The organism is Rhizobium sp. AP16 (assembly GCF_000281735.1).
In the GTDB taxonomy this organism is placed as follows: Bacteria; Pseudomonadota; Alphaproteobacteria; order Rhizobiales; family Rhizobiaceae; genus Rhizobium; species Rhizobium rhizogenes.
On the sequence record NZ_AJVM01000074.1, the window covers coordinates 55188 to 68138 of the forward strand.

Genomic DNA, 12951 nt, shown 5'->3' on the forward strand with positions numbered 1-12951 from the left:
AACCGTGAAGACATTGTGGAAAGCATTATGCGCCGCTGCGATGGTCGGAATGACCATGCTGCCCGCTCGCGCTGAAGAAAAGACGATTACGATGGGGACCCTGTCGTGGGAAGACCTGACGCCGATCACCGGGATCACCAAGAAAGTGCTCGAGGACTCTGGTTACACCGTCAAGGTGACAGAATTCTCCGAATGGGGCATTGCCTATGCTGCGCTCAGCAAGGGCGACATTCAGGTCCTGGCCTCGCAAACCGATTATGTGGCCCAGGACTACTGGGACAAGAACAAGAACCGCCTTGAGAAGATTTCGCCTGTCTCGCACGGTCTCTATCAGGCACTCGTCGTTCCGAAGTACGTGCCGATCGACTCGGTAGAGCAACTCAACGAAAACGCCGACAAGTTCGGCGGCAAGATCATCGGCATCGAGCCGGGATCCGGCCTGATGCGCGATGCGGCGAACGCTGTCAAAGCTTATGACCTGAAGCTTCAGCTCGTCGAAGGCAGTACGGCGGCAATGACCGCAGCCCTGAAGTCGGCGATCGACCGCAAGGAATGGATCGTCACCACGATCTGGGAGCCGTCATGGATGGCCCAGAAATACGAGGTGAAGTTCCTCAAGGATCCGAAGGGCATCTTCCCGCCGCCGCAAAGCTACTACTGGATCGGCCACAAAGGCTTCTCGGCGGATTACCCGCATGCGCGCGAAGTGATGGCCAGCGTCTACATTCCGCTTGCAGACATCACCTCCATCAACGGTGAGGTCAAGGACGGCAAGACCATGGACCAGGCCGTGAAGGACTGGACGGACAGCCACGCGGATCTCCTGAAGCGTTGGGAGAACATCAAGAAGAACTAACCGACGGATTGATCGCCCGGTCCTTTTCCGGGCGGTCAATCCCAACATCAGTCGACAAGAGAAGCCAGCTTTGAACTGGTTCCAGGGGATCGAGATGAACAAATCGGATATCGGCAACAGCGACATTTTGATCGACTGCCAGTCGATCTGGAAGATCTTCGGCGACAAGGCCGGCGTGGCTGTAAAAGCCGTAGTGGAAAAAGGGTTGACCAAAAAGCAGGTCCTTCAGGACTACAACTGCGTGGTCGGCGTCTCCAATGCCAGCATTCAGGTCCGTCGCGGTGAGATCTTCTGCATCATGGGATTGTCCGGCAGCGGAAAATCCACGCTCATCCGGCTTCTCAACAGGCTGATTGCGCCGAGCCTTGGCAAGGTGATCGTAAAGGGGCATGACCTTGCCACGCTGAGTGCCGCGGACCTCCGCCAGACGAGAGCCCGCCACATCGGAATGGTCTTTCAAAGCGTTGCACTTCTGCCGTACCGAACGGTTCTCGAGAACGCCGCCTTTGGGCTGGAAGTTCAGGGGATCGGCAAATCGGAGCGAAACAAGATTGCGATCGAGGCACTTGAGAAAGTGGGCCTTGCCGACTGGCTGTCCCGTTACCCGGCAGAGCTGTCGGGCGGCATGCAGCAGCGCGTGGGCCTGGCTCGTGCAATTGCGGCAAATCCGGAAATCATTCTGATGGACGAGCCGTTCAGCGCGCTTGATCCGTTGATCCGACGCCAGCTTCAGGACGAGTTTCGGCAGCTTACGAAGGAGCTGGGAAAGTCGGCGGTTTTCATCACCCACGATCTGGACGAAGCGATCCGCATCGGAGACCGGATCGCGATCATGAAGGATGGTGTCATTATCCAGGTTGGTACGGCCGAGGAGATCGTGCTCAATCCCGCTGATGATTACGTGGCGGAATTCGTTGCCGGGATATCCCGTCTCCATCTCGTAAAGGCCCACTCGGTCATGAGTTCGGTCGCCGAGTATCAGCGGGTACATCTGAACTCCGACATCGCTACGCTGACGACCACGACGCCGGAAGCGGACATCGACGAGCTGATCAGCCTCACCATGCAATCCGATCGCGATGGCATCGCGGTGGTCGATAGCGGTTCTATCATCGGTGTCGTCACCACCCGAAGTCTCCTGCGAGGCGTCAAAGGCACGCAACCCGACGAACTTGGCGCGGCATAATCCGTATCTCTAGTTGGAGCGTTCCGAGATGGACAGTTCAAGTTTTGCAGATGCCTTCGACACGACGACGGACGCCGCACTCGAATGGGTCAGCGACAATGGCGGGTTTGTTTTCGACTTCTTTCGAACCGTCCTTGAAGGATTGTACGATGGTGTCCTCTTGGCGTTGCAATTTGCGCCCTTCTACGTCGTTGCGATCGTCATCGCTGCCCTGGGTTGGCGGTTGGTCAACGTATGGTTCGGCATATTCGCCGCCGTGGCCTTGGTGTTCTGCGCAGCGATCGGCCTCTGGCCCGAGACCATGAGCACGCTGGCCCTCGTCATTACCGCGACATTCCTGGCGTTGTTTGTTGCAATTCCCGCGGGTGTTATTGCAGGGTTTGTACCGGCGCTCGATCGGATACTCGAGCCGGTCCTCGATCTCATCCAGACCATGCCTCCCTATATCTATCTGCTTCCGGCAATTGCACTTCTCGGATACGGACCTGCAACTGCGCTGGTCGCCACCGTCATTGTTGCCATGCCGCCGGCATTCCGGCTGACCTCTCTCGGTATTCGGATGACGCCGCTGGAGTTCGTGGAACTGGGTCAGGCCAGCGGCATGACCGGCCTGCAAACCTTCTTCAAGATACGGCTGCCGTTTGCGATGCCGAGCATCATGGCGGGAATAAATCAGAGCCTGATGATGGCGTTCGGGATGGTGGTGATAGCGGGGATCGTCGGCTCCGGCGGGCTTGGCGAAACCATCTACGGTGCGATACGGACCCTCGACATTGCCAAATCCATCAACGCCGCGATTGCAATCGTTGTCCTGACGATGGTTCTCGATCGTCTGGCACAGGGCGCTGCGCGCGTCAGCTATGGAGGACGGACATGAATTCTTCAATTCTGGACTATTCGCCGGGAGTGCTGCTTGCGCCGGCGGTTGACTGGCTCAACACCAACTTCCACCCGCTATTCGCGACGATCAGCGCCGTGATCGAAGCCGTGTTGAATGCCATTGAAGCCGTGCTGCTGTCGCTGCCGCCTTACGCGGTGATCGCCTTGGTCGTCATGTTCGCCTTCTCAGTTGCCGGTTGGCGCGTTGCTCTTCTTGCAGCATTGGCCCTCGGCTTTTGTCTGACAGCCGATCTCTGGGTGCCGTCGATACAGACGATTTCGCTCGTTACCGTTGCCGTCCTTATCTCCGTTGCGATCGCGTTCCCGCTCGGGATTCTCGCATCACGAAACAGGAGCATTGAGGCAATCATCCGGCCCATTCTTGATATCATGCAGACCGTACCGCCTTGGGTCTATCTGATACCGGCGGTGATGATCTTCAGCCTCGGACGGGTACCCGCGATCATCGCAACGATCGTCTACGGTGTCCCGCCCATGCTGCGGCTGACGACGCTCGCGTTCCGTCAGGTGCCGAACGATCTGAAGGAGCTCGGCCAGGCAATCGGTGCGTCGCCGACCTCAGTCCTTCTCAAGATCGAGATCCCGTCCGCCAAGCCGACGCTCGTGGTCGGCCTCAACCAATGCATCTTGCTCTCCCTGGCCATGGTCGTCCTGGCCGGCCTCGTCGGAGCGGGTGGCCTTGGTGCGGAGGTAACCAGAGGCCTGACGCGCATGGAGATGGGGCTCGGGCTTCGCGCCGGGCTCTGCATCGTTGCGGTCGCTCTTTTGCTCGATAGGCTTTCGCGTGGTGCGCTTCAGCGAAAGCGCACGGCACCAACATTCTAGCATTTCCGGAGTTCACACATGCGCCGCAGTTTCTTTTGTATCGATTCACACACCTGCGGGAACCCGGTTCGCGTTGTCGCCGGTGGCGGACCGTTGCTACCCCATGTCTCGATGGCGGAGCGTCGCGAGATCTTCGTCCGGGACCACGATTGGGTTCGCAAGGCGCTGATGTTCGAGCCGCGAGGGCATGACATCATGTCGGGCGCGATCATCTATCCTTCCGTTCGGGAAGATTGCGATTTTGCCGCCTTGTTCATTGAGGTCAGCGGTTGCCTTCCGATGTGCGGGGCAGGGACGATAGGCCTTGCGACCGTGGCGATAGAGGAAGGCCTGATCACCCCGAGCGTGCCGGGCAGATTGTCGATCGAGACGCCAGCCGGGAAGGTCGACGTCGACTATCAGCTGAAGGACGGTTTCGTGGAGGCCGTCCGGCTCTTCAATGTCGCGAGCTATCTCCATAGCAGGGACATCGTTGTCGACGTCTCCGGTTTGGGTTCTCTATCCGTCGATATTGCCTATGGTGGGAACTTTTACGCCGTCATTGAGCCCCAGGAAAACTGGAGCGGGCTGGATGGCATGAGTGCCAGCGATATCGTTTCGCTCAGCCAGAGACTTCGTGACGCGCTCTCTGTGGTCTGCGATCCGGTCCACCCCGACGACGAGCGCATTCGGGGCGTGCACCACGCAATCTGGTGTGACGCTGCAGGCAGCGAAAACGCCGATGGCCGCGGTGCCGTTTTCTATGGAGACAAGGCGATTGATCGATCTCCCGGCGGCACCGGCACCTCGGCGCGCATGGCACAGCTTTATGGTCGCGGTCGTCTTGGAATTGGCGATTCATTTCGCAATGAAAGCCTGATCGGAACGGTGTTCGAAGGGCGCATCGAAGGTGCAGCCTTGGTCGGCGGTATCCCGGGCATCTTGCCGAGTATAGGCGGTTGGGCCAGGGTCATCGGCCACAATACAATCTTCGTCGATGAAAGTGACCCACTCGCCCACGGCTTCCAAATTCGGTAAATGACAAGGGGAGAAGGACGGAGCATGTCCCGCCGAGACGGCTAAGGCCGCATGTATTGAAAGCATTGGTGCTTTCGAAGGCGTGAAACACGAGGTTTTGAAATGAAGACGAGAGATCACGCGCAGTCTTCCGGCAACGCCGCGCAAAAGAAGCGGCTGAAGATCGGATTCGTGCTCGCGAGATCTTTCACCCTTTCCGCCTTTGCCCTGTTTGTCGATACATTGAGACTGGCAAGCGATCATCTGGATCGCTCCGGTCGTGTTCTTGCCGATTGGCACGTACTCGGCAGTACCCGGCACCTCATCACCGCGAGCTGCGGTGTGCAGGTGGCGCCGACCTCCGACTTTATCGATCCCAGCCAGTTCCATTACCTCGTCGTTGTCGGGGGACTGCTGAACCTGGAAAACCCGGTTGACCGCGAAACCGTCGAATTCCTGCGGCTGGCCGACACCAAGGGCGTTCCGCTCATCGGGCTCTGCACGGGCTCCTTCATCCTTGCGGAAGCAGGCTTGATGAAGCGGCATCAGACCTGCGTGAGCTGGCTGCATTATCAGGCTTTTCGCGAACGCTTTCCCGATCACGACGTTCGCTCGGATCGTATCTTCAACCTCGACCGGACGCGCGGCTCATGCGCCGGCGGCAGCAGTGCTGCCGACATGGCCGCGTCGCTCGTGCGGCGCTATATCAGTAGGGATGCGGAGCGAAACGCGCTGGAAGTGCTGCAAATCGAGAAGGCACGATCCCCCACGGATATCCAGCCCCGGCGTCCTCTCTATGAGGATTTCGAGGATACCCGCGTGAAGGCGGCGCTGATCACCATGGAGCAGCATCTCGATGGGGAGCTCTCGATCGAAAAACTCGCTGCATTGGTCGGGCTGTCCCGCCGGCAGCTCGAGCGGATTTTCCTGGAAAAGGCGGGCATCTCCCCTGCCAAGGCTTACAATCTCGTCAGGCTCGAGCGTGCCAGGACGCTTTTGACGCAAACCAAAAGCTCGGTGATCGAGGTCGCGCTGGACGTCGGCTTCGAAAGCGCTTCGCATTTTTCGCGGTGCTGCAAGCGTATGTATGGACGGACGCCAACACAGATTCGAGCAGCGGCGGCGCAGCCTTGAACGGGTGAGGAAGGCCGCGCTGGATAACGGCTCCGGTCTCAGCCGCGCAACAGCGGGAGCAGTTGATCGCCCTGCCGCTTGATTTCGGACAGATAAGGCGTGTCGGAAAGCACGAAATGCGTGATGCCCAGATCCTCGTATTTGCGCAGCGAGCGAGCGACGTCCTCGGCCGAACCCACCAGCCATGTGGTACCGGCACCGCCGCCGCCGAATTTGCCCGGCGCGGTATAGAGGTTGTCGTCGAGGACGTCACCGCGCTCGTGCAGATCGAGCAAACGTCGTTGGCCAACCGCGATGGACTGCCGATGGTCGTTCCAGCCGGCGCCCTTGCTCTTGGCCATCTCGGCGACCTTCGCCTCGGCATCGGCCCAGGCCTGCTCCGTGGTATCGCGGACCAGCGTGGTGATCCGCAACCCGAACTCCAGCGGAGGTAGGTCGCGATCCAGCGTCGTGCTCAGCGCCTTGAGCCGCTCGATCCGCTCGCGAACGCCGTCGAGAGGTTCACCCCAGAAGAGCTGGACATCGGCCTCGGTGGCAGAGACCTGTTCGGCCGCCTCCGAGGCGCCGCCGAAGTAGAGCTTGGGATGCCGGCGGCTTCCGCGAGCCTCGATGCGCGGCGCCACGGTGGACTCGGTGACCCGGAAATGCTCGCCCGTGGCGGTGACGTTTTCTTCGGTCCATAGCCTGCGAACCAGCCGCATGAACTCCCTGGTGCGGGCATAGCGGTGCGCCTGATCGCCCTCGCTGTCGCCATATGCGGCCAGGTTATCCAGACCCGACACGACGTTGACGCGCACCCGGCCACCGCTCAGCTGATCCAGCGTGGCCGCGGCGGACGCAAAATTCGCCGGCCGCCAATAGCCCGGGCGGATCGCGATGAGCGGTTCGAAGGTGGTGGTGCGCGCGGCGAGCGCAGCCGCCACGGTAAAGGTGTCGGGCCGGCCCCAGCCGGTGCCGATAAGCGCGCCTTTCCAGCCGTATTCCTCCAGCGCCTTTGCATGGGCGGTCAACGTCTCCAGGCTATTGTGGTTTTCAACAGCGGAATCGCCCCGGTGGCCGGCTTTCACGTCGTTCGGGATATACCAGAGAAATTCGGAATTGCTGCTCATGGGTTGGGCCTGCATTTCTAAAAGTTGGGTTTGCACGGGAAGGCGAGCCTATCATGCGAACAAGAGCTTCGACCCGAGAATGCACAGGTCAGGGCCGGTCGGGTTGTCTCGCATCATGAGTGGCGCCCGCTTCGCCGCGGCTATCCTCAGGCGGCGTTTGTCGTTCGATGTTCAGGTCGCTGGTGATCCAGTCGCCCGCGCACCTCGTTTCCGCGCTTCAGCAGATTGAGGATGGGGCAGAGCTTCTCCACGGTCGCATACAGTTTGGCGACGTCCTCGGAACTTGCGGGAGATACCAGCGTAACCAGGTAGCTGATATCCTGCGGATAGACGGGAATGTTTTCGTGTCCTTCTGCACCCGCGCGTGGATCGATGGTGGCGGAGACTTCCGCATGCAAGGATTCCAACGGCACACCCTGATCGGAGGCATGGATCAGATAGGTATGGGTCAGGCAGCTCGAAAGCGCGCCAAGAAGCAGTTCCGGGGATGATGGACCGAGATTGTAGCCGGCGAAATCGGGCGGGCTGTCGGAAATGACCTGAAAATCCCGGATCCGGATGCGCCGCACGCCGCTGCGGCCCTCGGCGCTCGCACTGGCTTTCAATGTGACCGCGCTGAGTTCACCCGATTTGACCTGCGCCCGCCGATCGAGCAACGCTTCGCGCTTCTGTCCGAGATATTCATTCAAGGTTGTCATCGCTGCTTTACCCCAAACTCGTCGGTTCGATCCGTCGCCGACAAAGGCTGAATGCACGACGGATGTGTGCCCAACTTATAGCCATGGGAGAGTATGGTAGTCTATAAAAGTTATAGACTTTCCGGTGGCTTCAGGCGAAGAAATTTGCTGATATGAGACGATCTGTAAAAAATTCAGGTCCGACGACACGGGAGGGGCTGCTAGCCCAACACATACGGACCTTCCATTGTCTTTATCATCTACAAAGGACCGACCGTGACGCTCTCCATCCTGACACCTGAACTGGCCGAACAATTCGCCGGCATTGCGCTTGGTCATGTCCGGCGCGAATATCCCAACAATCTCGATCATGCACTCGCGGGACCGCAGGACGCCCGCACGCCGCGCGATCTGCATCCGATCTTTTACGGCAGCTATGATTGGCATTCCTGCGTGCACAGCTATTGGCTGCTGGCGCGCCTGCTGCGTCGGTTTCCTGAACTTTCATTTGCCGCTCGCGTTCGCGGCCTGTTCGATGAACAATTCACTGCCGAGAAGGTTGCTGCGGAATGCGCCTATTTCGCAACACCAACGGCGCGTGGCTTCAAGCGGCCCTATGGCTGGGCATGGCTGCTGAAGTTGGCGACAGAGCTGGCGTTGCTGGATGATCCGCGCTGGTCGCGGGCACTTGCGCCGCTGGCTGAGGTCATCGCCCAGCGTTTCCGTGATTTCCTGCCGCTTTCGACCTATCCGATAAGGGTCGGCACCCATTTCAACACCGCTTTCGGGTTGAGGATGGCGGCGGATTATGCCGCTGTCACACAGGATGCCGCGTTGACAGGGCTCCTCCTTGATACCGCCAGGCGCTGGTATGGGGCGGACGCCGATTGCTCGGCCTGGGGCGAGCCGAGCGGCGACGAATTCCAGTCCTCCGCGCTGGTCGAGGCAGAGTGCATGCGCCGTCTGTTGCCCGGGGAAGACTTCTTGCCGTGGTTCGACCGTTTCCTGCCGGGGATTACGCAGCACGAGCCGTCGACCCTGTTCCGGCCAGCAACGGTCACGGATCGCACTGATGGTAAGATCGCCCATCTCGACGGGCTGAACCTCAGCCGGGCCTGGTGCTGGCGTTCTCTGGCCGCCGCTTTGCCCTCGGGCGATCCCCGCCGAGCCATCATGCTGGAGGCGGCCGACCATCACTTGGCTACGGGTCTCCCGCACATCGCTTCCGACTATATGGGTGAGCACTGGCTTGCCACTTTTGCCGTGCTCGCGCTCGAGAATGAGGTCTAGAGCCATTTGGTGGCGTGGCTACACAGGCGCGACAGAAAAGAAAGAAGGGCTCTCGGCATGAACCGGAGCCCTTTAAGTTTGAAGGTCAAACCTCCAGAGGGAACAGCCAACGCAGCGAGACCGGGAGGAGGGAAACGCCGATCGCGTTGACTGTGTTGATAATGCCTCCGCCGTGCTTCAAAGGCGACATATGGACTGACCTATTTTGCGCCTTGATTTGACATATATATCTAATATTTAGCGGAAACTTGAAAAATGCCGGCGTCGCGCCTGGAGCCTTTCGGCCGGAGGGTTCAGGTCGGCCGCTGCCGGCCGGTGGTGTGGCCACGCGATGGATATTCGCTTCGAGATAGCCGTTTGGCAGCGCTCCAATGAGGAGATATTGTCCCAACGAAGGGAGTGATTGGCAAAGCGTATCGCTGATTTCGATGACGCGCCCGAAACGCCCGATGACGACATCTTGCTCGTTCACGAAAAAAACTGGGCCTTACGTAAGCGTCACTATCTTGCCGCATTGACTTGGTTTTACCCTTGTCGCTGGCTGGTTTGATCTTGCTGCGCGCCTTGTCGTGCACCCCCGGTGAGGTTCATCCAGTCAGCATCGCCTGTTTGCCGCCTCCTTTAATCCGGCTGCAAACGCACGAGCCGCATGATTGCCCGTCTCTCCGGCTCCATTGGGAACATCCTTCACCATTTATGAGTTTGGCGGCTCTCGGCGCTCGCGATCCTTGGCATATGATGGGACTGCCAAATTTTACCAATCTCTTACATGCCGGGCCGAGAGGCAAAATAATCCCCCTTTATATACATTAAAACCATAGATTTCCTGTATTGCGCGGACCGCCCCGCCTAATTTCCCCATCTGCCCGTCCAGGTACTCAGCAGGGGAATTTCATGAGCCGCCAAATTCGTTTTAACGCCTTCGACATGAACTGCGTGGGTCACCAGTCGCCGGGCCTATGGGCACATCCTCGCGACAAGTCCTGGAAATACAAGGATCTGGACTACTGGCAGGATCTCGCCCGCACGCTGGAGCGCGGCATTTTCGATGGCGTCTTCATCGCGGACGTTATCGGCTACTATGATGTCTACAAGGGATCGAATTATCACGCCATCGAGCAGGCGGCACAGATTCCGGTCAACGATCCCCTGCAGCTTGCAGCTCCCATCGCGCTTGCGACGGAACATCTCGGCATCGGCATCACGGCTTCGACGTCCTTCGAGCATCCCTACACCTTTGCGCGGCGCCTTTCGACGGCGGACCACCATACGAAGGGTCGCGTCGGCTGGAACATCGTCACCTCCTATCTGGAGAGCGGCGCGAAGAATATCGGGCAGGGCGGGCTCCGCCGGCACGACAACCGCTACGAAGTCGCGGCCGAATATGTCGAGGTGCTCTACAAGCTCTTCGAGGGGAGTTGGGAAGAGGACGCCGTGCAGCGCGACCGCGACCGCCGTATCTTCACCGATCCGTCCAAGGTTCACGAGATCGGCCACAAGGGCAAATATTTCGAGGTCCCAGGCTATCATCTATCGGAACCCTCGCCGCAGCGCACGCCGGTGCTCTATCAGGCCGGTGCTTCAGGGCCAGGCAAGACATTTGCGGCGGGGCATGCCGAGTGCATCTTCGTCGCCGCGCCGACGAAATCCGTCCTCAAGCACTATGTCGCCGATATTCGCGCGCGCGTTGCCGCGGCCGGCCGCGATCCGAAGAAGGTGTTCATCTATACGCTCGTCACCATCATCACCGACGAGACGGAAGAGAAGGCGCAGAAGAAGTTCGAGGACTACAAGCGCTACGTCTCTTATGACGGCTCGCTGACCTTCATGTCCGGCTGGAGCGGTATCGACTTCGGGCAATATGCGCCGACCGACGTGGTGGAGCGGATCGAAACCAATGCGATCCATTCCTTCGTCGAGCATATTGCCGGCGGCGACAAGTCCTGGACCATCGATGAGCTCGCGCAGTTTGGCGGTATCGGCGGCATGGGACCTGTCTTCGTCGGCTCATCCCAACGTATCGCCGATATCCTGCAGGAATGGGTCGAAGAGACGGATGTCGATGGCTTCAACATCGCCTATGCGGTGACGCCCGACAGCTTCGAGGATGTTGTCGGCCATATCGTGCCGGAGTTGCAGAAGCGTGGCGTCTATCCGACCGCCTACAAGCCCGGAACCTTGCGTGAAAAACTCTTTGGCGACGGACCTTACCTGCCCGTCAACCACCCGGCGAACGGCTTCCGCGATATCGAGGCGGTGAAGCGGCGCGAGGCGGAAGTGGGCGATGTTTCCCAGCCGTTAAAATCGGTCGGTGCGTGATGACCGGCCTGCTCGAACTCCATGACGTGTCCCTGTCCTTCAAGGGTGTACGCGCGCTCAACGCGCTGAGCTTCAGTGTTGCAAAAGGAGAAATCTGCGCGCTGATCGGTCCCAACGGCGCGGGTAAAAGCTCCTTGCTCAACGTCATCAACGGCGTGTATCGGGCCGATTCCGGCGATGTTGTCTTCGATGGCGAGCGGTTCGAGGCCATTCATCCCTTCAAGGCTGCTCATCTCGGCATCGGCCGCACCTTTCAGCACAATGCACTGTTTCGCCGCCTGACGGTGAGGGAAAACGTGCTTGCGGGCATTTCTCGTCACGGCAAGGCGAGCTTCCTCGAAAACATCTTCCGCTTCGGCCGCGACGCCGAGGAGCGGCGCGATTTCGAGGCTCGGTCCAGCAGGATTATCTCCTTCCTTGGCCTCGAACCCTATGCCGACACGGTCGTTTCGACCTTGCCATACGGCGTTCAGAAGCGGGTCGATCTCGGACGGGCGCTCGCAGCTTCGCCGAAGCTCTTGCTCCTCGACGAACCCATGGCCGGCATGAACCAGGATGAGAAGCGGGACATGAGCCGGGTAATCGCCGAGGTCAATCGCGCTTTCGGCACCACCATCGTCCTGATCGAGCATGATGTCGGCATCGTGCTTGGTTTGGCCAGCCATGTCGTCGTGCTGGATTATGGCCGCAAGGTCGCGGATGGCGGACCGGACGAAATCCGCACCAATCCCGACGTCATCTCCGCCTATCTTGGCACGGTTCATTAAGGGGCGACGATGGGATATTTTCTCGAAACCCTGATCACCGGCCTCTTCGCGGGCCTGATGTACGGCCTAGTCGCCATCGGCTTCGTGCTGATCTACAAGGCCTCCGGCGTCTTCAACTTCGCGCAGGGCGCGATGGTGTTCCTCTCGGCACTGACATTCGTCACGCTGATCGAACGGGGCATTTCCTTCTGGGTCGCCTTTGCCATCACCTGTGGCGTGATGATCGCGACGGCTGTCGCGATCGAGGCGCTCGTTCTCAGACCCTTGCGCAACCGTGATCCGCTGACCCTGTTCATGGCGACGCTGGGTTTAGGCTTCGTCATCGAGGGCGCGACGCAGTTTTTCCTCGGCACGGACGTGCATATGCTCGATATCGGGATCGATGACATCGCCAGCGATTTCGGCGGCATATTGATCAGCCAGTTCGATATCGTCGCCTCGCTGATTGTGGTCGGGCTCGTTATTGTCCTTGCTATCGTCTTCAGCAAGACGCGCATGGGGATTTCCCTGCGCGCCGTTGCAGACGATACGCTCGCCGCCCAGTCCATCGGTATCCGCCTGCCGCAGATCTGGCGCATCGTCTGGAGTGTCGCAGGCATCGTGGCACTGGTTGCCGGGCTTTTGTGGGGCGCGCGGCAAGGCGTGCAGTATTCGCTGTCGCTGATCACGCTGAAGGCTCTGCCGGTGCTGATCATCGGCGGCTTCTCCTCCATTCCCGGCGCCATTGTCGGCGGTCTGATTGTCGGCGCGGCTGAATCCTTAGCCGACATCTATATCGGCCCGTTGGTTGGCGGCAGCGTTTCCACCTGGTTCGCCTACATCCTGGCAGTTGCCTTTCTCCTTGTCCGCCCCGCCGGTCTCTTCGGCGACCGCGCCATCGAAAGGGTCTGAT

The 12951-nt window shown here is 59.6% G+C and carries 13 protein-coding genes; 10 read left to right on the plus strand and 3 right to left on the minus strand.

Annotated features, from left to right (window positions below):
* Window positions 1-4 precede the first annotated feature (4 nt).
* From PMI03_RS25310 to PMI03_RS25335, 6 genes are all read left to right on the plus strand, one after another.
* Window positions 5-856 carry a glycine betaine ABC transporter substrate-binding protein gene (locus PMI03_RS25310; protein ID WP_007700339.1) on the plus strand — a complete coding sequence of 284 codons (852 nt, stop codon included), beginning with the start codon at window positions 5-7 and terminating at the stop codon, window positions 854-856.
* 94 nt (window positions 857-950) lie between these two features.
* Window positions 951-2042 (plus strand): glycine betaine/L-proline ABC transporter ATP-binding protein, encoded by a 1092-nt coding sequence (locus PMI03_RS25315; protein WP_007700342.1) that lies wholly within the window; start codon window positions 951-953, stop codon window positions 2040-2042.
* Between the two features lie 28 nt (window positions 2043-2070).
* Window positions 2071-2919: a proline/glycine betaine ABC transporter permease gene (locus PMI03_RS25320; RefSeq protein ID WP_007700345.1), complete on the plus strand. Its 849-nt coding sequence runs from the start codon at window positions 2071-2073 to the stop codon at window positions 2917-2919.
* Complete coding sequence (locus tag PMI03_RS25325; RefSeq protein ID WP_007700347.1) at window positions 2916-3767, plus strand: proline/glycine betaine ABC transporter permease; 852 nt, start codon at window positions 2916-2918, stop codon at window positions 3765-3767. The genes PMI03_RS25320 and PMI03_RS25325 overlap by 4 nt, the downstream gene beginning before the upstream one ends.
* 18 nt (window positions 3768-3785) lie before the next feature.
* A complete protein-coding gene (locus PMI03_RS25330) occupies window positions 3786-4784 on the plus strand; it encodes a 4-hydroxyproline epimerase (RefSeq protein WP_007700350.1) in 999 nt (332 codons plus the stop codon).
* Between the two features lie 102 nt (window positions 4785-4886).
* The gene (locus PMI03_RS25335) at window positions 4887-5897 is read left to right on the plus strand and encodes a GlxA family transcriptional regulator (protein ID WP_007700352.1); all 1011 of its coding nucleotides are present in this window, start codon (window positions 4887-4889) and stop codon (window positions 5895-5897) included.
* 38 nt (window positions 5898-5935) lie between these two features.
* On the opposite strand, the gene PMI03_RS25340 is transcribed toward PMI03_RS25335, so the two are convergent.
* Together PMI03_RS25340 and PMI03_RS25345 are read right to left on the minus strand one after the other, a co-directional pair.
* A complete protein-coding gene (locus PMI03_RS25340) occupies window positions 5936-7006 on the minus strand; it encodes an LLM class flavin-dependent oxidoreductase (RefSeq protein WP_007700354.1) in 1071 nt (356 codons plus the stop codon).
* A 146-nt stretch (window positions 7007-7152) separates the two neighbouring features.
* A complete protein-coding gene (locus tag PMI03_RS25345; RefSeq protein WP_007700356.1) occupies window positions 7153-7704 on the minus strand; it encodes an OsmC family protein in 552 nt (183 codons plus the stop codon).
* Between the two features lie 255 nt (window positions 7705-7959).
* Between PMI03_RS25345 and PMI03_RS25350 the strand changes: the two genes are divergently transcribed.
* Window positions 7960-8973, plus strand: coding sequence for a DUF2891 domain-containing protein (locus PMI03_RS25350; RefSeq protein WP_007700357.1), 1014 nt, complete (start codon window positions 7960-7962; stop codon window positions 8971-8973).
* Between the two features lie 85 nt (window positions 8974-9058).
* On the opposite strand, the gene PMI03_RS25355 is transcribed toward PMI03_RS25350, so the two are convergent.
* A complete protein-coding gene (locus PMI03_RS25355) occupies window positions 9059-9445 on the minus strand; it encodes a hypothetical protein (RefSeq protein ID WP_039974670.1) in 387 nt (128 codons plus the stop codon).
* 422 nt (window positions 9446-9867) lie between these two features.
* On the opposite strand from PMI03_RS25355, the gene PMI03_RS25360 reads away from it, so the two are divergent.
* From PMI03_RS25360 to PMI03_RS25370, 3 genes are read left to right on the plus strand one after another with little or no spacing between them, the layout of a single operon-like run.
* The gene (locus PMI03_RS25360; protein ID WP_007700359.1) at window positions 9868-11292 is read left to right on the plus strand and encodes an LLM class flavin-dependent oxidoreductase; all 1425 of its coding nucleotides are present in this window, start codon (window positions 9868-9870) and stop codon (window positions 11290-11292) included.
* Window positions 11292-12059 carry an ABC transporter ATP-binding protein gene (locus PMI03_RS25365; protein WP_007700362.1) on the plus strand — a complete coding sequence of 256 codons (768 nt, stop codon included), beginning with the start codon at window positions 11292-11294 and terminating at the stop codon, window positions 12057-12059. Before PMI03_RS25360 ends, PMI03_RS25365 begins: the two co-directional genes overlap by 1 nt.
* Before the next feature lie 9 nt (window positions 12060-12068).
* Window positions 12069-12950 (plus strand): branched-chain amino acid ABC transporter permease, encoded by an 882-nt coding sequence (locus PMI03_RS25370; RefSeq protein ID WP_007700364.1) that lies wholly within the window; start codon window positions 12069-12071, stop codon window positions 12948-12950.
* The last annotated feature ends 1 nt before the right edge of the window (window position 12951 follow it).

Bases quoted from the DNA above. Each gene is read 5' to 3' on its own strand.
- PMI03_RS25315 (WP_007700342.1), top strand. From the start codon at position 951: ATGAACAAATCGGATATCGGCAACAGCGACATTTTGATCGACTGCCAG.
- PMI03_RS25320 (WP_007700345.1), top strand. From the start codon at position 2,071: ATGGACAGTTCAAGTTTTGCAGATGCCTTCGACACGACGACGGACGCC.
- PMI03_RS25325 (WP_007700347.1), top strand. From the start codon at position 2,916: ATGAATTCTTCAATTCTGGACTATTCGCCGGGAGTGCTGCTTGCGCCG.
- PMI03_RS25330 (WP_007700350.1), top strand. From the start codon at position 3,786: ATGCGCCGCAGTTTCTTTTGTATCGATTCACACACCTGCGGGAACCCG.
- PMI03_RS25335 (WP_007700352.1), top strand. From the start codon at position 4,887: ATGAAGACGAGAGATCACGCGCAGTCTTCCGGCAACGCCGCGCAAAAG.
- PMI03_RS25340 (WP_007700354.1), bottom strand. From the start codon at position 7,006: ATGAGCAGCAATTCCGAATTTCTCTGGTATATCCCGAACGACGTGAAA.
- PMI03_RS25345 (WP_007700356.1), bottom strand. From the start codon at position 7,704: ATGACAACCTTGAATGAATATCTCGGACAGAAGCGCGAAGCGTTGCTC.
- PMI03_RS25360 (WP_007700359.1), top strand. From the start codon at position 9,868: ATGAGCCGCCAAATTCGTTTTAACGCCTTCGACATGAACTGCGTGGGT.
- PMI03_RS25365 (WP_007700362.1), top strand. From the start codon at position 11,292: ATGACCGGCCTGCTCGAACTCCATGACGTGTCCCTGTCCTTCAAGGGT.
- PMI03_RS25370 (WP_007700364.1), top strand. From the start codon at position 12,069: ATGGGATATTTTCTCGAAACCCTGATCACCGGCCTCTTCGCGGGCCTG.